Annotated in this window: 12 protein-coding genes; 1 reads left to right on the forward strand and 11 read right to left on the reverse strand. The window is 66.2% G+C overall.

What is annotated here, in order from left to right:
* The 7 genes from FBZ90_RS26845 to FBZ90_RS26875 form a co-directional block, all read right to left on the reverse strand.
* A partial coding sequence (locus FBZ90_RS26845; RefSeq protein WP_145736641.1) for a beta strand repeat-containing protein occupies positions 1–11,841 on the reverse strand: 11,841 nt, incomplete at its 3' end.
* Between the two features lie 768 nt (positions 11,842–12,609).
* Complete coding sequence (locus FBZ90_RS28745) at positions 12,610–13,335, reverse strand: GntR family transcriptional regulator (RefSeq protein ID WP_145736643.1); 726 nt, start codon at positions 13,333–13,335, stop codon at positions 12,610–12,612.
* A 33-nt stretch (positions 13,336–13,368) separates the two neighbouring features.
* Positions 13,369–14,253: an N-acetylmuramic acid 6-phosphate etherase gene (locus tag FBZ90_RS26855; protein WP_145736645.1), complete on the reverse strand. Its 885-nt coding sequence runs from the start codon at positions 14,251–14,253 to the stop codon at positions 13,369–13,371.
* Complete coding sequence (locus FBZ90_RS26860; protein ID WP_145736647.1) at positions 14,254–15,840, reverse strand: sodium:solute symporter family transporter; 1,587 nt, start codon at positions 15,838–15,840, stop codon at positions 14,254–14,256.
* 95 nt (positions 15,841–15,935) lie between these two features.
* The gene (locus FBZ90_RS26865; protein ID WP_145736649.1) at positions 15,936–18,686 is read right to left on the reverse strand and encodes a TonB-dependent receptor plug domain-containing protein; all 2,751 of its coding nucleotides are present in this window, start codon (positions 18,684–18,686) and stop codon (positions 15,936–15,938) included.
* 225 nt (positions 18,687–18,911) lie between these two features.
* A complete protein-coding gene (locus FBZ90_RS26870) occupies positions 18,912–20,138 on the reverse strand; it encodes a cysteine desulfurase (RefSeq protein ID WP_338121762.1) in 1,227 nt (408 codons plus the stop codon).
* A 42-nt stretch (positions 20,139–20,180) separates the two neighbouring features.
* Positions 20,181–21,335, reverse strand: a complete 1,155-nt coding sequence (locus FBZ90_RS26875) for a CaiB/BaiF CoA transferase family protein (protein WP_186456070.1) — start codon at positions 21,333–21,335, stop codon at positions 20,181–20,183.
* A 130-nt stretch (positions 21,336–21,465) separates the two neighbouring features.
* On the opposite strand from FBZ90_RS26875, the gene moaD reads away from it, so the two are divergent.
* Complete coding sequence (moaD, locus tag FBZ90_RS26880; RefSeq protein WP_145736655.1) at positions 21,466–21,717, forward strand: molybdopterin converting factor subunit 1; 252 nt, start codon at positions 21,466–21,468, stop codon at positions 21,715–21,717.
* On the opposite strand, the gene FBZ90_RS26885 is transcribed toward moaD, so the two are convergent.
* The 4 genes from FBZ90_RS26885 to FBZ90_RS26900 are packed head-to-tail and all read right to left on the reverse strand — an operon-like array spanning position 21,645 to position 25,156.
* Positions 21,645–22,487 (reverse strand): HesA/MoeB/ThiF family protein, encoded by an 843-nt coding sequence (locus FBZ90_RS26885; RefSeq protein ID WP_145736657.1) that lies wholly within the window; start codon positions 22,485–22,487, stop codon positions 21,645–21,647. The genes moaD and FBZ90_RS26885 overlap by 73 nt on opposite strands.
* A 34-nt stretch (positions 22,488–22,521) precedes the next feature.
* A complete protein-coding gene (locus FBZ90_RS26890) occupies positions 22,522–22,965 on the reverse strand; it encodes a SufE family protein (RefSeq protein WP_145736659.1) in 444 nt (147 codons plus the stop codon).
* A gap of 15 nt (positions 22,966–22,980) precedes the next feature.
* Entirely contained in the window at positions 22,981–24,105 is a 1,125-nt protein-coding gene (locus tag FBZ90_RS26895) for an anhydro-N-acetylmuramic acid kinase (RefSeq protein ID WP_145736661.1), read from the reverse strand.
* Positions 24,106–24,148: 43 nt separating this feature from the next.
* Positions 24,149–25,156 carry a radical SAM protein gene (locus tag FBZ90_RS26900; RefSeq protein WP_145736663.1) on the reverse strand — a complete coding sequence of 336 codons (1,008 nt, stop codon included), beginning with the start codon at positions 25,154–25,156 and terminating at the stop codon, positions 24,149–24,151.
* Positions 25,157–25,304 lie beyond the last annotated feature (148 nt).

Consider the following 25,304-nt stretch of genomic DNA (forward strand, 5'->3'; position numbering starts at 1 on the left):
GCCAAAGGTGACATAGGCCGCGTACAGCACGCCGCCGATGCTGCCGGTGTTGCCCAGGCTGGCCAAGCTGCCGCCGACGTAATCGTTCTGCGCCATGACCACCAGGTTGGTGCCGCTGGTGGTGCCGCCCACGGCCAAGCCGAAGATGGTGCCGGCGGAAACGCTGATGCCGGTGTAGTTCGACCCGACGCCGCCAGCCACCAGCGTGGCCCCCGCCTGGCCCGCGATGTAGTTGGCCGCGCTGGACAGGGTGGTCACCACCGTGCCACCCGTGATGCTGGCCGCCCCGCTGACCGCCAGTTGCGCGCCGCTGGCCAAGACCAGGGTGCCGGCCGACTGGCTATAGGCGCCGGTCACGCTGATCAGGGTTTCCAGCCGCACCGAGGCGCCGGCATTGGACAGCACGCCGCCGGCGGTGCCCACGTTGACCATGTCGTTCAGCAGCAGGGTGCCGGACGCCAGGGTCACGTTGCCCAGCGTGCTGCTGATCGTGCCCACCGCGCCCGACAGCCCCGTGAAGGTGCCGACGATGCCCCCAGCACCACCAGCCAGGGTCAGGCCCTGGCTGCTGAGATTGGTGATGCCGCCGGCGATGATGCCGCTGTTGGCGACCAGCCCCAGGCTACCGCTATTGACCAGCGCCGTTTGCCCGCCGGTCAGCAACCCGCTGTTGACCAGGGTGCCAATGACGCCGGCGTTGGCCACGCCGGCGATGGCACCGGCCAGGGTCCCGGTATTGCCCAGGGTGCCGAGGCTGCCACTGGCCGTCACATAAACGGCCGAACCCCCGCCGATGCTGCCGGTGTTGGTCAGCGTGGCCAAGGTGCCGCCGATATAGTCGTTGCCGACGGTGGCCACCAGGGCGTTGCCGATGACGCTGCCGCCCAGGTCAAGACCGGTGATCCCGGCGCCCACCAGGGTCGCCGTGTAGCTGGAGCCCATCCCGCCACTGATCAGGGTGGAGAAGCTGCCCATCAGGTAGTTGCCGGTGACGCTGTAGCCGCCGACCTGGACGCCGCCGGCGGTGACGTTGGCGGCACCAGTGACGACCAGCCCGCCACCGGCGCCAATGCTGAGCGTACCGCCGTTGCCAAGGGTGCCCTGGTTATAGTTGCCGGCAATGGTGATGAGCGTACCCACCCGCAGGGTGCCGCCACCGATGTTCAGGACAGTGCCGCTGGCGACATTGATCCCGTCGTCCAGACGGGTGGTACCGCCCGCGAAGACGACGTCGGCCCCCGCGCTGGAGAGGGTGCCGATGCTGCCGCCCGCCCCGATCAGCGTTCCGGCCAGGGTGCCCGCGCCACCGACGATGGTGAGCGGGTTGACCGAGGCGTTGACGATGTTGCCCTGGATGACGCCGCTGTTGGCCAGCGTGCCCAGGCTGCCACCGCTGGCGATGTACACTGCCGTGCGGGCCGTCAGCAGGCCGCTGTTGGTGAGGGTCGCGAGGGTGCCGCCGATGTAATCGTTGGCGATGGCCAGCACCAGGTTGTCACCCAGGATGGTGGTGGCCAGGCCCAGGCCATCGATGGTGCCCGCCGCCGTGATGGTGGCGCCGACATAGTTTGAGCCGGCGCCGCCGGCCACCAGCGTTGTCAGGCTGTTGGCCAGGTAGTTGACGGCGCTGGACAGACTGACCTGGACCAGGCCGCCGCTGATGCTGGCGGCGCCGCTGACCGCCAGTTCCCCGAGCGTTCCCAGGGCCAGGGTCCCTGCCGCCTGGGAATAAGCCCCGGCGATGCCGACCACGGTATCAAGACGCAGCGTGGCGCCGCTGTTCACCACGGTGTGGCTGCCGACGTCGATGGCGTCAGCCAACAGCACCTGCCCGTCGGCGAACACCAGGTTGGACACGGTGTTGCTGATGCTGCCCCCCGCCAGCGTGCCGGCGGCGGCGTTGCCACCTGTCAGCACCAGGTCACGCGCCGACAGGTTCACGATGTTGCCGCTGATGGTACCGCTGTTGGCCAGCGTGCCAAGGGTGGCACCGACCGCGTTGTAAACAGCGGTGGCACCGGCGAGCAGCCCCGCGTTCACCAGGGTGCCGATGGTGCCGAGGTTGTTGACCGCCACGACGCTGCCCTGCACCGTGCCGGTGTTGGACAAGGTGCCGACACTGCCGGTGGCGGCCACGTACACGGCGTTGCCCGCGATGAGGCTGCCGCTGTTGAGCAAGGTTCCTTCGGCGCCACCAATGTAGTCGTTGAGCGTGACCAGATAGAGGCTGTCGCCACCGACGCTGCCCGTCACCTCCAGGCCGGTGAGGCCCGAGGCGTAAGAAAGACCAGTGAAGGTGGAGCCGGCACTGCCGGCCACCACGGTGGCGCCGGCGCCCGCCATGATGTTGGCGATGCTGGAAAGACCGGACAACACCACCGTGCCGCCGGTAAGGCTGGCGGCGCCGCTCACCGCCAACTGGCCGCCGCCGTAGGCAACGGCCAGCGTGCCCGCGGCCTGGCTGTAATTGCCTGTCACGCTGATCAGGGTGTCGATTTGGACCGAGGCGCCACTGTTGACCAGGGTGCCGGTGCCGACATCCACCTGGTCGTTCAGCAGCAGATTGCCACCCCCGAGCACCACGTCCGCGCCGGTGCTGGTCAGGGTGCCGACGCCGGCATAGCCTGTAAGGGTACCCACCGTGCCAGCGCCGCCGCCCCTGATGGTCAGGGTGGTGGCGCCATCATTCCGGATATCGCCGGCGATGGTGCCGCTGTTGACCACCAGGCCAATGGTGCCTCTGTTTTCCAGGGCGACGGGCCCGCTGATCAGGCCGCTGTTGGACAGCACGCCGATGGTGCTCTGGTTCAGCACGGCCGCCGCCGTACCGGACCCGGCGTTGATCTGCGTGTTGATCAGGCGGCCACTGTTGGCCAGGGTGCCGATGCTGCCAATGTTGACGATGCCGTTGGTGCCATCGGCCAGCAGCGTGCCGCTGTTGGATAGCAGGCCGATGCTGCCAAGGTTGGTGATGCCGGTGCCGACCACGCTGATCAGCGCGGTGTTGAGCAGCGTACCCATGCCGCCCAGGTTCTTGACGCCCCAGGTACCGTTGAGCGTGCCGTCGTTGGAAAGGGTGCCGACGCTGCCCGTACCGGCCACGAATATGCCGGTGGCCACGCTGATCGTGCCGCTGTTGCTGAGGCTGGCCAGCGTGCCGCCGACATAGTCGTTGGCGATGGTCATCAGCAGGTTCTGGCCCGCGGTGGCGCCGCCGCCAATCAGGCCCGTCACGCCGCTGGTGACTGTCGCGCCGGCATAGCTGGACCCGGCGCCGCCCTGCACCAGGGTGTAGGAAGCGGACCCCACCGTGTAGTTGCCGCCGGCGTCCAGGCTGCCCTGGACCGTGCCGCCGACGATGCTGGCCGCGCCGCTGACGGTCAGCGCGCTGGTGCCGGCGTTCAGCGCCAGGGTGCCGTCCGTCTGGCGATAGCTGCCGGCGATGGTCACGGTGTTGGGCAGCGCCAGACTGGCACCGGCGTTCAGCACCGTGTTGGATCCGGCGTTGATGCTGTCGTTCAGCAGCAGGTTGCCCGACGCGAACACCAGGTCCGCGCTGGTGATGATGGTACCCTGCGCCAAACCGGGACCGGAAGGCTGACCGGTCAGGGTGCCCACGGTGCCGAAGCCGCCGCCGGTAATGGTCAACGTGCCGCCGGCATTGGCGATATCGCCCTGGATCAGGCCGCTGTTGGCCACCAAGCCCACGGTGCCGGCGATGTAGAGGGCGGCGGCACTGCCGCTGAGCGTGCCGCTGTTGAGCAGGGTGCCGATGCTGCCCCCCGCCGCCACATGCAGGGCATGGGTGACGCCGCTGACGCTGATGGTGTTGGCCAAGGTGCCGATGCCGGCGCCGACATAATCGTTGGCGAAGTCCAAAACCAGGTTGGTGCCGCTGACGGTGCCGGCGGTGGCCAGGCCGGCGGCGCCGGTAGTAAGGACAGTGGCGCCGGTATAGCCGGAGCCGGCCGTGCCCGACACCAGCGTGGCGCCGCCGCCGGCGAGATAGATGCCGGTGTCGGACAGGCGGGCCAGGACGGTACCGCCGCTGATACTGGCGACACCGCTCACCGCCAACTGGGCGCCAGCGCCCAGCACCAGGGTGCCGGCACTTTGACTGAAGGCGCCGGTAACGCCGATGACCGTGCCCAGGGTCAGGGCCGCGCCGCTGTTCACCAGGGTGTGGCCGGTCACGGTGACAACGTCGTTCAGGGCCAGGGCGCCGGAGACGAACACCACGTTGCCCAGCGTGTTGCTGAGGGTGCCCAAGGTGCCCTGGGTGGTGCCCGTCAAGGTGCCGACGGTGCCGCCCGTCCCCCCGGTGAAGACCAGATCCTGTGTCGCAAGATTGACGATGTTGCCCGCGATCAGCCCGCTGTTGCTGATGGTGCCCAGGGTGCCGGTGCCGCGGTTGAACAGGGCGGTGCGGCCGCTGATCGTGCCGCTGTTGGCCAACGTGCCGATGGTGCGGGAGTTGTAGATGCCGTAGGGAACGCCGCTGATGATGCCCTGGTTGTCCAGGGTGGCGATGGTGCCGCCGTTGTTCACCCCGCCCGCCAGCGGCGCCGGGGCGTCCACCAGGGCACCCGTGTTCAGCAGCGTGCCGATGCTGCCCAAATTGTACAGGCCGATGCTGCCGGTGGCGGTGCCGGCGTTATCGAACTGGCCGATGGTGCCCTGGTTCAGAACGCCGTAGAGCCGGCCCGACAGCAGGGCGCTGTTGGTCAGCGTGCCGACGCTGCCGCTGCTGGCGACCAGCAGGGGTATGGTCACGCCGCTGACGGTGCCGGTGTTGTTCAGCGTGGCCAGGGTGCCGCCGACATAATCGCTGAGCGGGTTCAGCAGCAGGTCGACATTGCCGCCGATGGTCGCCGTGGTGCCCGCCAGGACCAGGTTGCCGATGGTGGAGGCGACGGTGGCGCCGGTGTAGTCGGACCCCACGCCGCCCTGTACCGCGGTGCCAACGATGGTGTTGACGAGATAGTTGCCACGGTCGTCCAGCAGAATCACCACATTGCCGCCGCTGACGCTGGCGACACCGCTGACCGACAGCAGGCCGGCGCCCTGCGTCACGACCAGCTCGCCCCCCGACTGGCTGTAGTTGCCGGTGATCGCGATCTGCGTTCCCAAGGTCAGGTCGGCGCCGCTGTTGACCACCGTCTGGCTGCCGACATTGATATTGTCATTCAACGACAGGAAGCCGCCGGCGAACACCAGGTTGGCTGCGGTGTTGGTGATGGTGCCCACGTTGGTGAGCGTGCCGCCCGTCAGCAAGCCCGACAGGCCGGTGTTGGTGCCGCCGATGATGGTCAGTGGCCGGCTGCCGGCATTGACGATATTGCCCTGCACCGTGCCGCTGTTGACCAAGGTGCCCAGCGTGCCGCCGCTGCCGATGGACAGGGCGGTGGAGCCGCCGGACAGGTGTCCCGTGTTGGTCAGCAGGGCCAGCGTGCCATTGACCTGCACGCCGTCGGTAATAGTGCCGCTGTTGTCCAGTGTGCCGATGCTGCCGCTATCGCTGATCCCGCCCTGGATCAGGACGCCATTGTTGAGGAAGCTGATGGTGCCGCTGCTGCTGATTCCGTGCTGGATCGTGCCCGAATTGTTGAGATTGCCGATGCTGCCATAATTCGTCAGGGCGGGCAGGCTCGTGGAACTGATGAGCCCGAAATTGTTCAGGTTGCCGATGCTGCCGTGATTGGACAGACCCAGGAAATTGCCGGCAATGGTGCCCGGCGCCGCATTGAGCAGCGTATCGATGACGCCTTCGTTGTCCAGCGGGTTGCCGCCGGTCAGCGTGCCGCTGTTGATGACGGTGCCGACGCGGCCGCTGGTCGCAACATAGATCGGAACACCGCTGCCCAGGCTGCCCGAGTTGGTGAGCGTGGCGAGGGTACCGCCGACATAGTCGCTGATGGCCGTGGCCCGCAGGCTGATAGTGCCGCCGCCAGCCACCGTGCCCGTCTGCAGGGCCAGGTTGAGACCCCCCGTCTGCGCCTGGACGCCGCTGAAGTCGGAATTGGCGTTGCCCGTCACCAGGGTGCCGACGATGGCGCCCACAAGATAGTTGCCGGTGCTGGACAGGCTGGCGACGATGGAGCCGCCGGTCAGGCTGGCCGCGCCGGTCACCACCAGCCGGCCGCTGCCCGGGGTGAGCAGCAGGCCGCCATCGCTCTGGCTGTAATTTCCGGTGACGGTGACGATGCTGTTGAGCTGGACCATGGCGGCACTGTTGACCAGCGTGTGCCCGGTAACGTCGACCCTGTCGTTCAGCAGCAGATTGCCCGATGCCAGGGTGACATTGGCGCCCGTGCTGGTGATGGTGCCGATGGTGCCGCCAAAGCCGGAGAAGGTACCGACCACGGTGCCCGCACCGCCCTGGATAACCAGGGCGTGGGCGCTTTCATTGCTGATGTCGCCGGCGATGGTGCCGCTGTTGACCAGCGTGCCCAGGCTGCCCGTGCCGGTGATGTGGACCGCCAGCTGGGTGCCGGCGCTGGAAAGCAAGCGGCCGCTGTTGGACAGGGTGCCCAGGGTCCCGTCGACCTGAACCACGCCCACGGCCGTTGCCCCCGCCGTCAGCAGGCCCCTGTTCACCAGCGCGTCCATGCGGTTCGCCACGGACACGGCCAGAATGCCGCCGGTGATCGTGCCGCTGTTGGACAGGATGCCATAGGCGCCGGTGCCGCCCACCGCCGTGCTGGCGCTGGTGATGGTGCCGTCGTTCTGGATCGTCCCGATAGTGCCCAGGTTGACGATGCCCATCGTGGCGCCGATGGTGCCGGTGTTGCTGAGCGTGCCCAGGTTGCCCAGCGTGTTGACATAGACGCCGGTGTTGAAGCCGATGCTGCCGGTATTGCCGATGGACGACAGGACGGTGCCGACATAATCGTTGTTGCTGACCAGCGCCAGGTCGACCTCTTCATCGAAGGTCGGCGTCGCCCAGGTGAGGATGGCGGTCGACAGGGCGGCGCCCTGGGTCAGGCCCACCGGCGTCCAGGAAAAGCCCCCGCCGCTGGAATAATCCGACCCCAACCCGCCCTGAACCAGCGTCAGCTTCTGGCCCAGCGTGAAATTGGACGTGGGGTCCAGCACCACGCGGATGTTGGCGTGGTTGGTGATGGTGGCCGCGCCGGAGATCGACAGCGTGCTGACGCGCGGATCGTTAAGGGTCAACGTTCCGCCCGACTGGCGATAGTTGCCGGTGATGCTGACCAGGGTGCCGATCGCCAGGGTGGCGCCGTTGCTGACCACCGTGTGGCTGCCGACGTTGATGGCATCGTCCAGCAACAGGCCGCCACCGGCGAACACCACGTTGGCCAGGGTGCTGGCAATGGTGCCCCTGCCGGATAGACCGGCCAGGGTGCCCACGGTGCCGCTGGTTCCTCCCAGGATGGTGAGGTCACGCGCGGCGTTGTTGGCGATATCGCCGGCGATGACTCCGCTGTTGACCAGCGTGCCAAACTGGGCGGACGCCCCGATGACCAGCGCGGCGGCGCCCCCCTGGATGGTCCCGCTATTGACCAGGGTGCCGATAGTGCCGGCATCGAAGACGCCGTACCCCGTGGCGTTCCCCCCACCCGCCAGCGCACCGCTGTTGGTGAAAGTTCCCAGGGTACCGGTGGAGCTTACATACAGGGCCGTCGGCGCCGTGATGGCACTGCCGTTGCCGGCGGTGGCCAGCAGCGCGCCGACATAGTCATTGGTGCTTTCGATCACCAGGTTGGTGCCGCTGGTGGAACCAGCCAGCGCAAGGCCGGCGATGGACCCGGCGGAGACGGCGACGCCGGTGTAGGTGGAGCCGCCGCCACCTGCGACCAGGGTGGCCTCGGGCTGGCCGGCCAGGTAATTGCCCGTGGCCGACAAGGACCCCAGAACCGTGCCACCGGACAGGAGTGCCGCGCCCGTGACCGACAGGTTCGCGCCGCCGGCCAATTGCAGCGTGCCGGCGCTCTGGCTGTAATTGCCCGTGACGGTGACGATGCTGGTCAGCGTCAGGCTGGCGCCCATGTTGGCCAGGGTATTGCCGGTGATGTCGACCGTGTCGTTCAGCAGCAGATTGCCGCCGGCGAACACCAGGTCGTTGCTGCTGGTCAGGTGGCCTTGGCTGGTCAGGTCGTGTCCCGTCAGCGTCCCCACCGTGGCGCCGGCGCCGCCCATGACGGTCACGACGGTGCCACCGCCCAAGAAGATGCTGCCGGCGATGGTGCCGCTGTTGGTCAAGCCCCCCAGCATGCCAAAGTCGTTCAGCGCCTTGTCCGCCTGGATCAGGCCGCTGTTGATCAGCGTACCGACGCTGCCGGCGATATACACGGCGGAACTACCGCTGCCGGATGTGCCCAGCATGACACCGCTGTTGACCAGCGTGCCGACGGCGGCCCCATTATCCAAAAGAAAGGCGACGTTTCGGCCCTGGACGGTGCCGCTGTTGTCCAGCAGGCCGATGCTGCCGTAATTGCGCACGGCGAAAAAGCTGCTGCCGATGAGGCCGCTGTTGCTCAACGTCCCGATGGTGCCGCCGGAAAGGTCCTGCACGGCGCTGCCGCCGGTGATCGTTCCCGTGCCGGTGTTGGCCAACAGACCGATGGTGCCGAGGTTGGCCACCGCGCCGCCGAAGCCGGCGGACAGCGATCCGCTGTTCGTCAGGGTCCCGATGGTGCCGGATGCCTCGATGTGCACGCCATTGGACGACCCCGTGATGGCGCCCACCGTATCGTTCACCAGCGTGTCGATGACCCCCGTGACATAGACGCCGCCGCCGGAGTTGCCTCCGCTCAGGAGGCCGCTGTTGACGAAGGTGCCCAGGCTGCCGACGCTGGACACATACAGCCCATATTGCACCCCGCTGATGGTGCCGCTGTTGCCCAGGCTGCCCAGCGTGCCGCCGACATAGTCGTTGCTGATGGTTAGCAGCAGGTTGTTGCCACTGCCCACGGCGCTGGCCGCCAGGCCGGTGACCGCATCGCCCAACGCAGCGGTGTAGCTAGACCCGGCACCGCCCGCCACCAGGGTACGGCCGCCCATGGTATAGTTCGCGCCCGCGGACAGGCCAGTCAGAACCGTGCCCGAGACGGTGGCGGCATCGCTGACCACCAGCTCGCCGGCCGTGCCCACGCTCAAGGTGCCCGAGGCGCCCTGGTTGTAGGCGCCGGTGACGCTGACGATGCTGGTCAGCGTCAGGCTGGCGCCCGTATTGGCCAGGGTATTGCCGGTGATGTCGACCGCGTCGTTCAGCAGCAGATTGCCGCCGGCGAACACCAGGTCGTTGCTGCTGGTCAGGTGGCCTTGGCTGGTCAGGTCGTGTCCCGTCAGCGTTCCCACCGTGGCGCCGGTGCCGCCCATGACGGTCACGACGGTGCCACCGCCCAAGAAGATGCTGCCGGCGATGGTGCCGCTGTTGGTCAAGCCCCCCAGCATGCCAAAGTCGTTCAGCGCCTTGTCCGCCTGGATCAGGCCGCTGTTGATCAGCGTACCGACGCTGCCGGCGAGATACACGGCGGAACTGCCGCTGCCGGATGTGCCCAGCATGACACCGCTGTTGACCAGCGTGCCGACGGCGGCCCCATTATCCAAAAGGAAGGCGACGTTTCGGCCCTGGACGGTGCCGCTGTTGTTCAGCAGGCCGATGCTGCCGTAATTGCGCACGGCGAAATAGCTGCTGCCGATGAGGCCGCTGTTGCTCAACGTCCCGATGGTGCCGCCGGAAAGGTTCTGCACGGCGCTGCCGCCGGTGATCGTTCCCGTGCCGGTGTTGGCCAGCAGGCCGATGGACCCCAGGTTGGCCACCGCGCCACCGAAGCCGGCGGATAGCGAGCCGCTGTTCGTCAGGGTCCCGATGGTGCCGGATGCCTCGATGTGCACGCCATTGGACGACCCCGTGATGGCGCCCACCGTATCGTTCACCAGCGTGTCGATAATGCCCGTGACATAGACGCCGCCGCCGGAGTTGCCTCCGCTCAGGAGGCCGCTGTTGACGAAGGTGCCCAGGCTGCCGACGCTGGACACATACAGCCCATATTGCACCCCGCTGATGGTGCCGCTGTTGCCCAGGCTGCCCAGCGTGCCGCCGACATAGTCGTTGCCGATGGTCAGCAGCAGGTTGTTGCCACTGCCCACGGCGCTGGCCGTCAGACCGGTGACGGTGGCGACGCCGTAGGTGGCCCCACCAGTGATTGTTGAGGCGCTCAGCAGGGTGTCGACGGCCCCTGCGAGGTAGTTGCCGGCTTCCCCCAGGGCGGCGGTGACGCTGCCGTTCAGCGTGGCGGCGCCTGTCACCGCCATCTGGCCGTTGCTGTCGATGACCAGGGTGCCCGCGCTCTGGCTGTAATCACCGGTCACCGCGATGGTGCTGGCGACCGACAATGACGCGCCGGTGTTCAACACCGTGTGCCCGGTGGCGTCAACACTGTCGTTCAGAACCAAGTTGCCGCCAGCGAACACGAGGTTGCTGAAGGTGCTGTGGATCGTTCCTATACTGTTGAAGTTCACCACCGGATTGCCCGGCCCGCCCCCGATCGCCCCCTTCAACGTGCCCACCGTGGTGCCGGTGCCCCCGACGATGGTAAGCGCGACATTGGATTCGTTGACGATGTCGCCGGCAACGGTGCCGCTGTTGACCAAGGTCGCGATACTGGCGTCGAACGCGATGCCCGCGTTGATCAGACCGGTGTTGGTCAGTGTCCCGATGCTGCCGCCAATAATGGCGGCAGTGGTGGCGGCGATGGATCCGCTGTTGGTCAGGACGTTGATGAAGCCGCCGTTGTTACGGATGGCGGTCACGTAGTCGCTGATGGTACCGGCATTGTTCAGCTGGTCGATCGTGCCGATATTGTTGATGGCGGCGCCATTGAAACCCAGGATCTGCCCGCCGGTACTGTTGACGATGGTGTTGATGACACCGGTATTGCTTATCGCGGGGCCACCACCGGCGATGCCGGTGATCGTTCCCGTCGTGGTGTTGGCCAGCAACGCGATGGTGCCATTGTTGGCAATGGCCGCGCTGGTGCCGGTGACGTTGCCGCTGTTGACCAACGTGCCCAGCGTGCCATGGTTGGCAATGGCGGCACTGGCGCCTTGGATGGCGCCGCTGTTGATCAGCGTGTCCAGCGTGCCATTGACAAGCACACCCGTAATGTTCCCGCTGATGCTGCCGCTGTTGGTCAGCAGCACCATGGTTCCCTGATTGGAAACGCCTGCGGAACCGGAGCTGATCACGCCCGCGTTGGCTAGGGTGCCCAGATATGTGTCGTTTTGCAGCCCGGCGGCGGTGCCCCCCCGGATGGTGGCGCCCACATCGTTGATCAGAAGCCCGATGGTGGATTGGTTGCCCAGCCCCTTGGCCGTGCTTGAGATCAGCCCACTGTTGGTCAGGGTCCCGATGCTGCCGTCGTTGTGCAGCCCGTCGTTGTGCGCGGAACCCCCCATAATCGTGCCGCTGATCAGCGTGCCGCTGTTGCTGAACACCCCCACGGTGCCGCTCAAGGCGACGGCGCCGATATTGGTCGTGCTGCTGGAAATCAGGGCGTTGCTGCCGATGGTGATCGCCAGGGCGCCGTTGGTGATGGAAAGACCTGGTCCGCCGCCGCCGACGATGTGGCCGAAGTTGTACAGCGTGCCCAAACCCGCAGCCGTGCCCACCACGGCAGCGGCGGTTCCGGCCGTGGTGACGGTACCGCTACTGGTGATGGTGTAGTCGCCGCCGCTCCAGGTCAGCGGGCCGCTGGTAGAGCTTGAGATCGTGACGTCATCCGCGCGGGCCGGCGGCGGAACCGCCAGCGCCGCACCCAGGGCCAACAGGGAAGAGCCGGCCAGCAACGCCGTCGTGGACTTCTCACGCTTCATGATCGTTCCCCAAAACCCAGTGCGCGGGCGGGGGATCGGGCACAGGTAGGGGCGTGAGACCATGGCACCCCAAAAGCGCCAACGTGCCGCCCCACCTTCGCCCCCGGACCTTTTCCCCGCACGCCCGTACCAACGCCAAAGCCAACCGCCCGTCTACCCAAAAGGGGGTAGCTCAGCACTCGTTCTGCGGGAGATAATTTTCGCTGTCAATTAAACGATGCCAAGGATCGGCGCCAATTCCAGAGGGGCATGAAAATTATCAGCCGCCATCCTTTAATTGCGTGAAGAGAATTCTTAATAGAATAAAATTATTCTAATGCCCTTATCATCCACCAAATGACAATTCCTATTGGATTTTTGCCTTCCATCCGGAAAGCGGCCGCACACATCTTAAATGTTGGCCCCAACCTCAATCCATTACAATCAGAGGAAGAATTTCGATGGGCCGTCGGCCAGAAATATACCCTTAAGTATAGGGCCGTCGCCCAGCCGACCGGATCACGATGAAAGAGAGTATACGCTTGTCCAGCACCGGCCAGCAGGCTGCATAAGGCCCGGTCTTCGGCCACCAGGCCAAGGTGCGCCGCATCGGTTTAAGCCCGTTTCCAAAGCCTTCGAGAAGCGCCGCGACGCCGATCGGGACAGCAATTATCCGATCCTATTGGATAGCAAGCCGGGCATTTGATCGCGCCGGTTCATCCCCCGAGGCCAGAGGATCCGCCGAGCCGCACAATGGCGCCGCTGATGGCGAAGCCTGGGGGATGATCATCATTCGCAGCGCAGCTCGCTCACGAACTCATACCGGTCGCCACGATAGGCGGAGCGGGTGAACTCCACCGGCGTACCATCGGCCAAACGGGTGATACGCTCGATACGCAGCACTTCCGCGTTCTCCTTGACGGAAAAAATCCCGGCCTCCGTCGGGGTGGCGAGCGAGGCGCGGATACGTTGCTGCCCCTTCACCGGGCGATACCCATAGCCGCCCAGTGTCTCGTAGAGGGAGTCGCCCAGTTCCTCAAGCGCCGGCAGGAAACGCGCCGGGACCACCGCATGCTCGATGGCCAGCGGCTCCCCATCCGACAGCCGGATACGGCTGAGCCGCGCGACCTTCGTCACCACGGGAATCTCCAGCATCGCCGCCTCATCCTCCGTGGGGCTGGCGTAGGCCTTCATCATCCAGATAACGCCAGGCTTGTCACCCCGGCGACGGGCATCGTCGCTGAAGCCGCTGAGGAAGGACGGGGCCTCTATCCGCGGCGCCACGAAGGTGCCCGAGCCGTGCTTGCGAAACAGCAGCCCTTCCTCGATCAGCTTGTCGATGGCCTTGCGGATGGTAACCCGCGACATGCCGGTCAGATCGCTGAGATTGCGTTCCGACGGAAGGGCGTTGCCGGGATCGATGCCGCCTGACGCGATCTGTTCCCGCAGTTTCCGCGCGAGCTGCAAATAGATGGGGGTGCTGTCGCCGGGCTTGGGAACCAGTTTGTCTCGCATCGTCGTCACACTTCAAAAATGGTGAATCAGCCGTCAGGCAGGACCGTGGGCCAGGGCGGACTTCAGGTCCTTGGGGTAAAGCGACAAAAGTGTGTCGGCCTCCGCCGGGGCCCGGCCCGAAGCGACAAGGACCGCCTTGCGGATGTTATAGTCGGAAACCCGCAACGCGTCGTCTGCCTGTACTTCGGATACGCCGGTTAATTCCTGTACGATACCGCAGGCACGGCGCGCCAGCTTCTCGTTGGAAACGCGCATATCCACCATCAGGCCACGATAGACCAAGCCTAATCTTAGCATTATTGTTGTGGACAGAAGGTTAAGGACCACCTTCTGCGCGGTACCCGCCTTCATGCGGGTGGAACCGGCGATCGGTTCGCTGCCCGTTTCCGCCAGGATGGCGTAATCGGAAATTTCCAACAGCGGGCTGCCGGGATTGTTGGCGATGCCAATGGTCAGCGCGCCGGCGGCACGCGCGGCCCCGATGCCCGCCACGGTAAAAGGTGTGCGGCCGCTGGCGGCCACGCCGACGGCGACATCGTTGGGGCCCAGGGCCGCCGCCGTGATCTGGCGGCGCGCATCGGCTTCATCATCCTCGGCCCCTTCCACGCTTTCCGTCACCGCCAGGGTTCCGCCGGCCAGGACGAACACCAGGCGCTCGGCCGGCCAGCTGTAGGTGGGCGTCAGTTCCACGCCATCCTGCACGGCGATGCGGCCGGAGGTGCCGGCCCCCATATAGACGATGCGTCCGCCGTCGCGCAGCCGCCCGGCCGCCTCCTCGCTGGCGGCGGCGATGCGGTCCAACTGGCCGTAGACGGAGGAAACGGCGGCAAGCTGCCCCTCCAGCATCGCCTCCAGCGCGACCTTGGTCGGCCATTCGGCGATCTCAACGAAGCGTCGACCGTAGGTTTCGGTGGACATTCAAATCTCCTGAAGGCGCGCGTGCCGGGCGGCGCCATCCGTCTGGCGGACGGCGCGCCCGCAGGCGCAGAGGGCGAAGGCGGCCAGCGTTCCCACGCACAGCTGCCAGGGAAAGGCGAGGGTCTGCAGCGGCGCCGGCAGGGACAGGGCCCGCGCCACGGCCGGCTGCAAGGCCAGCACGACGGCAAAGCCGCCGGCCAGCGCCACCATGACCGAGGCGCTGGAGCCCCGCTTGGTGAACAGGGCGGTGAAATAGACACCCAGCAGGCCGGCATAGGCGAAGTTCATGACCGACAGCACGAAGTCCAGCAGGGGCGCCTGGGTGTAGTGCTGCCAATAGTACGAGCCTATGGCCATGGCCAGGGTGGCGGCGCTGACCGCCGCCATGCCGATGCGGCCGGCCGTGACGTAATGGTCCTCACGGGCCTGGCGCCGGGCCGCGTGCCAGGGGCGGTAGAAATCCTGGATCAGTACCGACGACATGGCGTTCAGGGCCGACATGGTGGTGCCCACCGCCGTGGCGATGACGCCGATGGCCATCATGCCGCGGACGCCCGCCGGCGCCTCCGTCAGGATGAAGTGCATGAGGACGGTGATGTCCTCGCCCTGGAAGGCGCGGGCGGGACCGGCGCCAGCGGCGGCCGGGCCCCGGTAGAACAGGTAGAGCAGGCTGCCGATGGCGATGAACAGCCAGACGATGGGGATCGCGGCGGCGATGGACAGGTACAGGCCCCTGGCACTGGTGCGGGCGTCACGGCAGGCCAACAACCGCTGCGTCGTGTCTTGGTCCAGCGCATAATTGCCGATGAACAGCAACACGATGCCGGTCAGCGACGCCGCCAGGCTGAAGGGCGCGGACAGCTTGGTCGACAGGTCGAACAGCCGCAACTTGTCGTGCCCCCCCTGGGCCCCATCCGGGGTGGCCGACAGGGTCTGGATCATGGCGTCCAGCGGCATGTCCAGGCGTTGCAGCAGCAGGAGGGCGATGCCGATGGCGGCGCCGACATAGACGACGAACTGCAGCAAATCGATCCAGACGATGGCCTTCAGCCCCTTGTGGAAGGCGAAGATGAAGGAGGCCAGGATGAGGAAGGCGGAGGCGACGGAGACATTGGCCGCCGTGACGTTGCCGAAGATGATCATGGCCACGGCGATGGCAGCCAGGTAGAGGCGGGCGCCGCCGGCGATGATGCGGCCCACCAGGAACATGCCGCCCGCCGCCTTCATGGCCGTTGGGCCGAACCGCTGGCCCAGCAGCTCATACACCGTGGTCACGTTGTGGGCATAAAAGCGCGGGATGAAGACGTGGGCGACGATCACCACCGCCAGGAAGGCGCCCAGAAAGGTGCTGAGATAGGTGAAGTCGCCGCGATAGCCGAAATCGGGACCGCCCAGGAAGGTGGCGGCGGATTGGGTGGTGGCCAACACCGAGATGGCGGCCAACCAAGCCGGCACCTGGCCCGACGCCAGGAAATAGTCGCGGGCGTCGCCGCTGTCCTGCCGGTTGACCGCGAAACCCACGCCAGCGACCGCCAGGAAATACAGGCCCACGACCGCCCAGTCCAAGCCGGAGAAAGCGCCACTCATACCACCCCCAAAACCTTGTCCCCCCGACGCGGGAAGCACTTCGATTTGCGACCGCCGGCGGGCACCACCAGATGGCGATGCCCGCCAACTTCCCCTTACTGCCGGAACGTCAGCGCGATGGAAAACACACGGCCCTCAACATTGTAGGTGTCGGGGAAGGTGTTGAACACGCCGCCGGAGACGAAGGGTGGGTCCTTATCCAGGATGTTCTGGATGCCGCCCGACACCGAGATGTCCCGGGTCAGCTTGTAAGAGCCGGTCAGGTCGAAATAGTTCTGGGCCGCGATGGTACCGTTTTGCCCAGGCGCGCTGTTGTGGACGGAACCGATGCGCGTCCAGGCCAGCCGGATCATGGCCTCATCGAACAGCCAGCTGACGCTGGCATTGTGGCGGTAGTCCGGCTGCACCAGCGTGGTGCCGTCGCTGGAACAGGTGGCGCCATAGGTGCCGGCGCACTCCAGCGTGGCCACGGCGGCGTTAGGCTGGAACCCATAGCTGGAAACGATGTTGGCCTGGTAGGCGAACTGCAGGCCGGCACCGGGAAGCCAGTCCGGCTGGATGAAATAGGTCATGCCGATGTCGAAACCCTTCTGGTCCAGCAGGCCCAGGTTCTGGTTGTTGACGTAGGCGTTCGCCAGATGTCCGTTGGTCGGGTTGCGCGACACCAGCTTGCACAGCGGGTTGTTGGCCACCGGATTGGTGATGTAGCAGCTGGTCAGGGCGTTGACCGGCTGGATCACGCCGATCGCCCCCGTCAGATTCAACTGGTAGTAGTCGACGGTGATGTTCAGGTGGGGGATGACGGTCGGGGTGATGACCGCGCCCAGGGTCTTGGTCTGTCCGGTTTCCGGCTGAATGTTGGCATTGCCGCCGTAGTAATACTGCCCCTCAAGGTAGGACGGCGCGAAGGAGTTGGTGGAACCCGCCGCCGGCGCGCCGAAACGGGCGCACTGGGCGGCGTTGCCGGTGCCCAGCACACACGGATCGCCGGCATAGCGCGGCGCCAGGCGTGCCACCGTCACCAGGCTGCTGAACGGCAGGGACGAGGTGGCCGCCGCATATTCGCTGAAGTTCGGCGTGCGGATGACACGCTGCATGGTACCGCGGAAGCGGATGTTGTCATCCACCGTCCAGGTGAATTCACCCTTGGGCGTGCCATTCACCCCCCACAGCGAATAGTCGGAATAGCGGTAGGCACCGCCGACGTCGAAGCCCTTGATCAGCGGCAGGTCCTTGAGCACCGGCACCAGCAGTTCGCCGTAAACCTCCTTCACGTCGAAGCTGCCGCTGTAAGCGGCCTGCACGCCCTGGCGGAAGGTGTTGCCCGTCAGCAGGGCGGAGTCTTGGGTATAGTTGCCGGTCTCATTGCGGTACTCATAACCCAGCGAGAAGCCCACGGGCCCCGCCGGCAGGGAGAAGAGGTCGGCCGACGTGCCGCTCAGCACGCCCGAGCCGATCAGCTGTTCACGGGTGCGGTGGAAGGCGTCGAAGGTCGTGCCCAACTGCTTCACGCTGGACTGGTTGGGCCCGAAGAAGTCGATGGTGTTGGCCAGCGAGGCGACATTGTTCACGCCGGTGGCAGAGGTGACCAGGCCATCACCGGTGATGGGTGAATCCTCGGTGGAACGGCCGTACTGCACGTAGGCATCCCACTTGATGTTCTTGGTGATGTCGCCGCGCAGGCCGGTCTGGATCTGCTCCGTCTCGCGGTCGGTGTGATAGGTGATCAGGCCCAGCTCGGCCAGCGACCGGGTGATGCGCATCTGCGCCGTGCCGTTGACGAAGGTCAGCTGGTTGGCGATCTGCGGCGTCAGGAAGGGGTTGTTCTGGCTGATGGAGACGACCTGATCGATGGATGGCGGGTTAGGGCCGGGCGTGCCCGACTCTTCCGTCTTCGCCCGGGTGTACATGGCCCGGCCATAAAGTTCGACATTGTCGAACAGGTCGTAATGATAGAGCGCGGTGGCGTTGTAACGGTTCAACGGCTCGATCAGCGGGTATTCGGCGCTGATGTTCGAGGTCGCCGACGGGCTGGTGGTGAATTGGCCGCTGCTGTCGAAGCCGAACTTGCGCCCGCTGGCCACGTCGGTGAAGACGCCACCGACGTTGGGGATGGTGCTGCCGGGGGTCAGGGCCCATTTGCGCGACCCGGAATCCACCTCGTCCCGCTTGGTGTAGTTCAGGGCCACGACGACATGGCCGCGACCATTGTTGATGTTGCCGCCAAAGGTCAGGTCAGCGCCATATTCGGAACCGCCATGCTGGGCGCTGCGGTCGGTGACCGTGGCCTCGATGCCCTCGAAATCGCGGTCCAGGATGAAGTTCACCACGCCGGCCACGGCGTCGGCGCCGTAGACCGCCGCGGCACCGCCCGTCAGCACGTCCACCCGCTTGATCAGCGCCACCGGAATGCTGCCGACGTCGACGGAATTGCGGAAGCTGAAGGGCGTCGCCCGCGTGCCGTCGATCAGCACCAGCGACCGGCTCTGCCCGAAGTTGCGCAAGTCGAAGACCTGGGCGCCGAAAGCGTCGCTGCCCTGTGAGGAGGCGCGCACGCCGCCCGCCAACTGCGGCAGCTTGGTCGAGAAATCCTGCACCGTCAGCGCCTGCTGCAGGCGGATGTCCTCGGACGTGGTCGAGGCCACGGGGCTGGCCGCCGTCAGGCCCGGCCGTGGAATGCGCGTGCCGGTCACCACGATTTCTTCCAGACCGGAATCGGTTGGCTCGGCGCCCGCAACCGCGGTGCCGCCGCCTGTGGTGGCGGTCTGCGCGTAGGCGGCGCCGGCCATCGCCGGCAGGAAAAGCAACGGTGCCGCCAAGGCGGCACGCCAATGTTTGTTCCGCATGCTCCAAGCCCCCCTGTTTTTTTGACTCCGGATATACCACTTTGCGGCATATCTCGAAGCAATTAATACCAATATAAACCAGATCACGTCAAGCGACTCCCTGCAGTTTCCCGACGATTCCGGCAAAGATCGACAGGTTTTCAAGCAGTCCCGCGTCCCAGAAGGGCGAAGCCGCCACCATATGGACTCAAGTGGTCTACACTCACCTGGACGAAGCGGACCCTTTCAGTCCAGCATGTCCCGCGCGACCAGCAACGCGTCCGCCAGCCGGTCGACCTCGGCGCGGGTGTTGTACAGCGCGAAGGAGGCCCGGCAGGTGGCGGTGACACCGAAACGCGCGAGCAAGGGCTGGGCACAATGAGTGCCGGCGCGCACAGCGACACCGAAGCCGTCCAGGATGGTGGCCACATCCAGCGGGTGGGCATTCCCCAAGGTGAAGGCCACAATGGGCCCCTTTCCCGCCGCCGTGCCGACCAGCCGCAATGACGGGATGGCGGCCAGGCGCCGCTGCGCATGGGCCAGCAGGTCAGCCTCATGGGTCGCAGCGGCAGGCAAGCCTATGCCGCGCAGATAGTCCAGCGCCGCGGCCAAGCCGATGGCCTGGATGATGGGGGGCGTGCCGGCCTCGAACCGGTGGGGCGGATCGGCATAGGTGATGGCATCACGCGTCACCCGCCGCACCATCTCCCCCCCACCCAACACGGGCGGCAACCGTTGCAGCCATTCAGCCTTACCGTAAAGGGCGCCGATGCCCGTGGGCCCATAAAGCTTGTGGCCGGTGACAACGTAGAAATCAACGTCCAGCGCCCGGACATCCACACCCAGGTGCACCGCCCCCTGCGTGCCGTCCGCCAGCACCGGGATGCCCCGGGCGTGGGCCAGGCGCACGATATCGGCCAAGGGGGTGACCGTGCCCAGGACGTTGGACATGTGGGTGATGGCGACCAGCCGTGTCCGCGCGGTCAACGCCCGTTCCACCGCGTCCAGCGACAGGCTGCCGTCCTCCTCCACATCGACCCACTTCAGGACCGCGCCGTGCCGCTCCCGCAGGAAATGCCAGGGCACGATGTTGGCATGGTGCTCCATGACCGACAGCACGATCTCATCGCCCGGCCGGATGAGGGCCTCGCCAAAGGCGCGGGCCACCAGGTTGATGGCCTCGGTCGCCGACTTGGTGAAGACGATCTCCTCCACCGAGCCCGCGTTCAGGAAGGCGCGCACGGTTTCGCGCGCCCGCTCGAACCCGTCGGTCGCCAGGTTGGCCAGGGTGTGGGAACCGCGGTGGACATTGGCGTATTCGGCATAAATGGCCTGGGTCATGCGATCGACGACGGCGCGGGGCTTCTGCGCCGAGGCGGCATTGTCCAGATAGACCAGAGGCCCGCCGTCGACCTCCAGCGACAGGATGGGGAAGTCGGCGCGCAGGCGACCGACGTCATATGGGGTCGTCACGGTTCCGTCCATCACCGCCTCCCTTCCCTGGCCCCCGGCCGTTCAGATGGTGCCCTGGTCGCGCAGCCGCTCGACCTCCGCTTCGTCGGCGCCCAGCCAATCCTTCAGGATATCCCCGCTGTGCTCCCCTATGGCAGGCGCCCCCCGGCGCACGCTGGTGGGCGTGTCCCACAGGCGCACGGCCGGCGCCTGGAAGGGAACGGAGCCCAGGATGGGATGGGGCACGTCGATGATCTGCTGGCGGGCCACCACCTGGGGATTGGTGACGACGTCGGCAATGGTCGCCACCCGCTCGCACGGCACCTCGGCCTCGTGCAGGCGGGCCAGGATGGTTTCGCCGTCCTGGGTCAGCGCCCATTCGTTGATGACGCTTTCCAGCAAGCCGACATTGGCGTTGCGCGCCACGAAGGTCGCGAAACGCGGGTCCTGCGCCAGGCCCGGCATGCCCATGGCGGCGGCGAAGCGCGGAAAATGGGCGTCGTTCCCGGCGACGACGTAAATCCACACGCCGTCGCCGCTCTGGAAGCAATGGGAGGGCGAGAGGTAGCGGTCACGGTTGCCCAGGCGCGGCGGCTCCGCACCGTTCAGCAGGTATTCCGGGATGGCCGTGGTCATCAGCGCCATGCCGCTGTCCATCAACGTGGCCTCCACCACCTGGCCGCGCCCCGTCTTCTCTCGCGCCCGCAAGGCGGCCAGCGCGCCGATGGTGGCATACAGGGCGGTGGTGTAGTCGCAGACAAAGACGCCCGACATGGTAGGCGGCCCGTCGTGGGCGCCGGTCATGCTCATGATGCCGCTGATGGCCTGGGCGGCGCCGTCGAAGCAAGGGTGCTGGGCCAGCGGCCCCTTCTGGCCGAAACCCGTGACGCGCACCAGGATCAGGCCGGGATTGGCTGCGCTCAGCACGTCCCAGCCTAGCCCCATGCCCTCCAACGTGCCCGGCCGGAAATTCTCGATCAGAATATCGGCCTTGGCCGCCAGGCGGCGGATCAGCGCCTGGCCCTCGGGATCGCGGAAGTCGACGGCGAAGCCGCGCTTGTTACGGTTGGCCGACAGGAAAAACAGGGTGTCCCCGGCAACGGCCTCGCCCACCCGGCGGCCATCCTCGCCCCCATCGATGCGCTCCACCTTCACGACGTCGGCGCCCAGGTCGCCCATCAGTTGGCCGCAGAACGGGCCAGCGATGTATCGCGTCATGTCAAGAACGCGAACACCATCAAGTGATCCCAGCATATTTCCCTCGCCATTATTTATAGATTGATCGGACGCGATAAATGATTGAAATCATCGTGCCGATAAGCAATAGTATCCAAAACAGGAGGCAGCCATGCGTATCGCTTATTTTTCCTGGCTTCGCGCCAAGACCGGCACCGCATCGGAACAGATAGACTTGCCGCAGAACTGCGAAACGGTGAATGACCTAATCGATTATCTGTCGTCGCGGTATCCTGCCCTGGCTGAAATCGCGACCGCGCAGGGCAGCCTGCGCTACACGGTCAACCGTCGCTATGTCGAGAAATCGCACCCGCTGGCGGCGACGGATGAGGTGGTCCTGTTCCCACCCGTGACCGGCGGCTGACCGGCGTTTCCTTCCTGGGCCGCCCCGCAGCAGGGACAATTCTTCCGGCGGGGCAGCTCCACCTTGGTCACCTCGCAACTCCAGGCGTCGTACATCGCCAGCGTGCCGGACAGGCCGGGCTCCACGCCCAGGATCTCCTTGATCACTTCGATGGCCTGCAGCGCGCCCATGACGCCCACCGCCGGGCCCAGCACGCCGATCTCCGAACAGCTGGGCGCCACCGCCGGCACCTCGGGATAGAGACAACGGAAGCAGGGGTGCTGTTCCCCCAGGTGGGACTTGAAGGTGGTCAAGATACCATCGGCCAGCTGCACGGCGGCGCTGACCAGGACGATGCCGGCCCGGCGGCAGGCGGCATGCACCGCGTCGCGGGTGGCGAAGTTGTCGCTGCCATCGGCCACGATGTCGTACTGGGCCACCAGCGCGTCCGCGTTCTCCGCATTCACCGGCACCGCGTGCTCCACCAGCCGCACATGCGGGTTGATGCGGGCCAGCGTCAGGGTGGCGCTCCGCACCTTGGGCATATCCAGCCGGTCGACGCCGTGCAGGATCTGGCGGTGAAGGTTGGACGGCTCAACACAATCGAAATCGGCGACGCCCAGCGTGCCCACCCCCGCCCCCGCCAGGTACATCAGCAGGGGGGAGCCCAGGCCGCCGGCGCCGATGACCAGCACGCGCGCGGCCTTAAGCCGGGTCTGGCCGGCAACGCCGATTTCCGGCAGAACCACCTGGCGCCGGTAGAAACTCGCCTCATCAGGAACGGTCGACATCACCCAGGCCTCCTGTTCCATTTTTGCTTATTGCTCAGGCCGCGCCGGCGGCCTCGCGGATACGCTTCACGATCAGGTGCACGCCGTTGGCACGGCTGGGCGCCAGATTGCGGCCCACGGCCAGCCGGTCCAGCACCGCTGGACTGTGGGCCAGGATCGCGGCGGGAGGCCGCCCGTCATACAGCCGCAGCACCAGGGCCAGCAGGCCCCGCATGATCAAGGCGTCGGAATCCGCCCGGATACGCAGGGCCGCCGGCGTCCGCTCGATGACCAGCCACAGCTGCGACTGGCAGCCGGTCACTTGGTCCTGGTCACGCCGCTGGTCCGGCGGGATGCCGTCCAGGGCGCGACCCAGGTCCATCAGGTGCTTCAGGCGTGCGGACCAATCGTCCAACCCGGCGAACTCCGCCTCCAGCGCCGCGGCGGCGGCGTCGATATCCGCGACGGTGGAAACGGGGAGGTCGGTCAGGTCGGTCATGGTCCGCCCCTGTCTTCAGCGCTTGTGCCGGGCCACGATGCCGCCGGTCATGGGCGCCTTCACCCCCGTGGTCTTGGGGAAGCTGATGGGCAGGCCGGCCAGCACGCGGGCGGCGAGATAGGCGAAGCACTCCGCCTCCACCGCGTCGCCGCGCCAATCCACCGCCTCGGCCGGCACAGCCTCCACCTTGGCGCGCTCGCCCAGGGCGGCCATGATGGCCGGGTTCTTGCGGCCGCCGCCACAGACGATCAGCTTGGTCGGCCGGGTGGGCAGCAGATCCAGCGAGCGGCCCACCGTACCCGCCGTGAAGGCCGTCAGGGTGGCGGCGCCATCCTCCAGCGACAGGCCGTCGGCCATATCGGCGGTGAAGTCGTAGCGATCCAAAGACTTCGGGTATGCCGCCGACAGGTAGGGATGGTCCAGCAAGCGGGCCAGCCGCGCCTCATCCACCCGGCCGCGCCGGGCGATGGCGCCGTCCACATCCATCTCCCCGGCCCCGTGGCGCATGATCCAGTCGTTGATGGGGCCGTTGGCGGGGCCGGTGTCGAAGGCCTCGAAATGGTCCTTGCCGTCCCACCAGGTGACGTTGCCCACGCCCCCCAGGTTCAGGGCCGCGACCTCAGGCCCGGCGTGGACGCGTTTCAGCAAGGCGGCGTGGTAGCTGGCGGACAGGGGCGCGCCGTGGCCGCCCGCGCGCATGTCCGCGGTGCGGAAGTCATAGACGACGTCGATGCCCAGGATGTCGGCCATCAGCTGACCGTCGCCTAGCTGGCGGGTGTCGCCGAAGCGGCCGGGCACCGGCGCGCGGTGCAGCACCGTCTGGCCGTGGAAGCCGACGGCCGCCACCTCTCCCGGCCGCATGTCGTTCTCGACCAGGAACTGGGCCACCGCCTCGGCCTGGGCGCGGGACAGGGCCCGCTCCGCCTCAGCGAAAATCGGGGGCTCCGCCCCCTCGAAGCGCCAGGTGAGCGCTTGGGCCACCGCCTCCCCCAGAAGGCCGCGCAGGTCCGTCGGATAGGGCGCCAGCTTCCACGGGCCGAAATCGTACACATGGACGCCATCCGTGCGGATGCACGCGATATCGATCATCCCGTCCAGGACTGTGCCCGTCATAAGGCCGATGGCCCACATCGGTTGCATTGATTGATCTCCCTGATTTCCCCAATGGTTCTTAACTCTACGCTCAACGGACTGAGGCGTATTGGAACGCCTCCTGGTGCCGCGCCGGGGGCAGCGTCGCCGCCTTATGCTTGGCGTGGATCTCACCATTCGGCTTGCGGCAACCGGCACAGAGCAGGATGGACTGGCGCCCCTCCTCCGCCATGCGGCGACGGAAGTCGACGGCGCGCCCCACCACCGTCTCCGCCGTCTCTGTCATCAGGTTGCCGACGACACCCTGGGCGCCGTGACTGATGACGCAGACCGACGTTTCGCCATCAGGGGCCATGCACAAGGTATGGCCGGCCCAGAAGCAGGCGCCGGTGGGCACGGGCAAGGACGGATTGATGTCCTGCGACATGCGCCGGTGCAGCGCCTCGTCACTTTCCAGGTCATCCAGTTCCCGGATTTTGTGATGGGCGCCACCCGGCAACAGGGGCGTGACCTTCACATGGGTGTCCACCCGTGCCGCCAACGCCAGAAACTCTGGATCATAATCCTCGAGCGGTTCGTTGAGATCGATCTGGTACACGCCGACGCGGACGTGGCCATGGTCCCGGCCCCGCGCGTCCAGCAGGGTGCGCAAGCCCCGGATGGTCTTCTGGAACGTGCCCTCCCCCCGGTTCAAATCATGGCTCGCCTGGTTGCCGCCATCAAGCGACACGTAAATGGTGTGGGGAAAGGGTACCGATAGAATTTCGCTAACCCGTTTGGGTGTCAGCAGGGTTCCATTGGTATGCCATTGGAGTGGGGCGTCCGGCAAAAGCCGTCGCGTCATGGCCAGCAATTCATGAAACCGCGGGTTCATCAAGGGCTCTCCCCGCCAATTCAGGTGTATTCCCTTGACCTCAACCGACGATGAAGTCGCCAGTTTCACCAGTACCGCTTCAAGATCATCCGGCTCAAGGTCCAATTTCCCATGACTTTGCTTTGTATAGCAAAGGCGACAGGACAAGTTACACCTGCTGGTCGGATCAAGCCATAACCATATCGGATGTATATGATGAAACTGGTCATGCAGTGGTTTGAGCAACGTACACCTCCGACCGTTTTATTGTCATACAGGGGCGGCCCGTTAGCCCCAGGCGGGAAGGATGTCGTGCCGAGATGTATACCAGATTAATACCATCATGACATCATTAAATTCACATGGTACGGGTGGAAAAAATTTCCCAGGGCGA

This window comes from Nitrospirillum pindoramense (assembly GCF_007827955.1).
GTDB lineage: Bacteria > Pseudomonadota > Alphaproteobacteria > Azospirillales > Azospirillaceae > Nitrospirillum > Nitrospirillum amazonense_B.

Bases quoted from the DNA above. Each gene is read 5' to 3' on its own strand.
- FBZ90_RS28745 (WP_145736643.1), bottom strand. From the start codon at position 13,335: ATGCGAGACAAACTGGTTCCCAAGCCCGGCGACAGCACCCCCATCTAT.
- FBZ90_RS26855 (WP_145736645.1), bottom strand. From the start codon at position 14,253: ATGTCCACCGAAACCTACGGTCGACGCTTCGTTGAGATCGCCGAATGG.
- FBZ90_RS26860 (WP_145736647.1), bottom strand. From the start codon at position 15,840: ATGAGTGGCGCTTTCTCCGGCTTGGACTGGGCGGTCGTGGGCCTGTAT.
- FBZ90_RS26865 (WP_145736649.1), bottom strand. From the start codon at position 18,686: ATGCGGAACAAACATTGGCGTGCCGCCTTGGCGGCACCGTTGCTTTTC.
- FBZ90_RS26875 (WP_186456070.1), bottom strand. From the start codon at position 21,335: ATGACGCGATACATCGCTGGCCCGTTCTGCGGCCAACTGATGGGCGAC.
- moaD (WP_145736655.1), top strand. From the start codon at position 21,466: ATGCGTATCGCTTATTTTTCCTGGCTTCGCGCCAAGACCGGCACCGCA.
- FBZ90_RS26885 (WP_145736657.1), bottom strand. From the start codon at position 22,487: ATGTCGACCGTTCCTGATGAGGCGAGTTTCTACCGGCGCCAGGTGGTT.
- FBZ90_RS26890 (WP_145736659.1), bottom strand. From the start codon at position 22,965: ATGACCGACCTGACCGACCTCCCCGTTTCCACCGTCGCGGATATCGAC.
- FBZ90_RS26895 (WP_145736661.1), bottom strand. From the start codon at position 24,105: ATGCAACCGATGTGGGCCATCGGCCTTATGACGGGCACAGTCCTGGAC.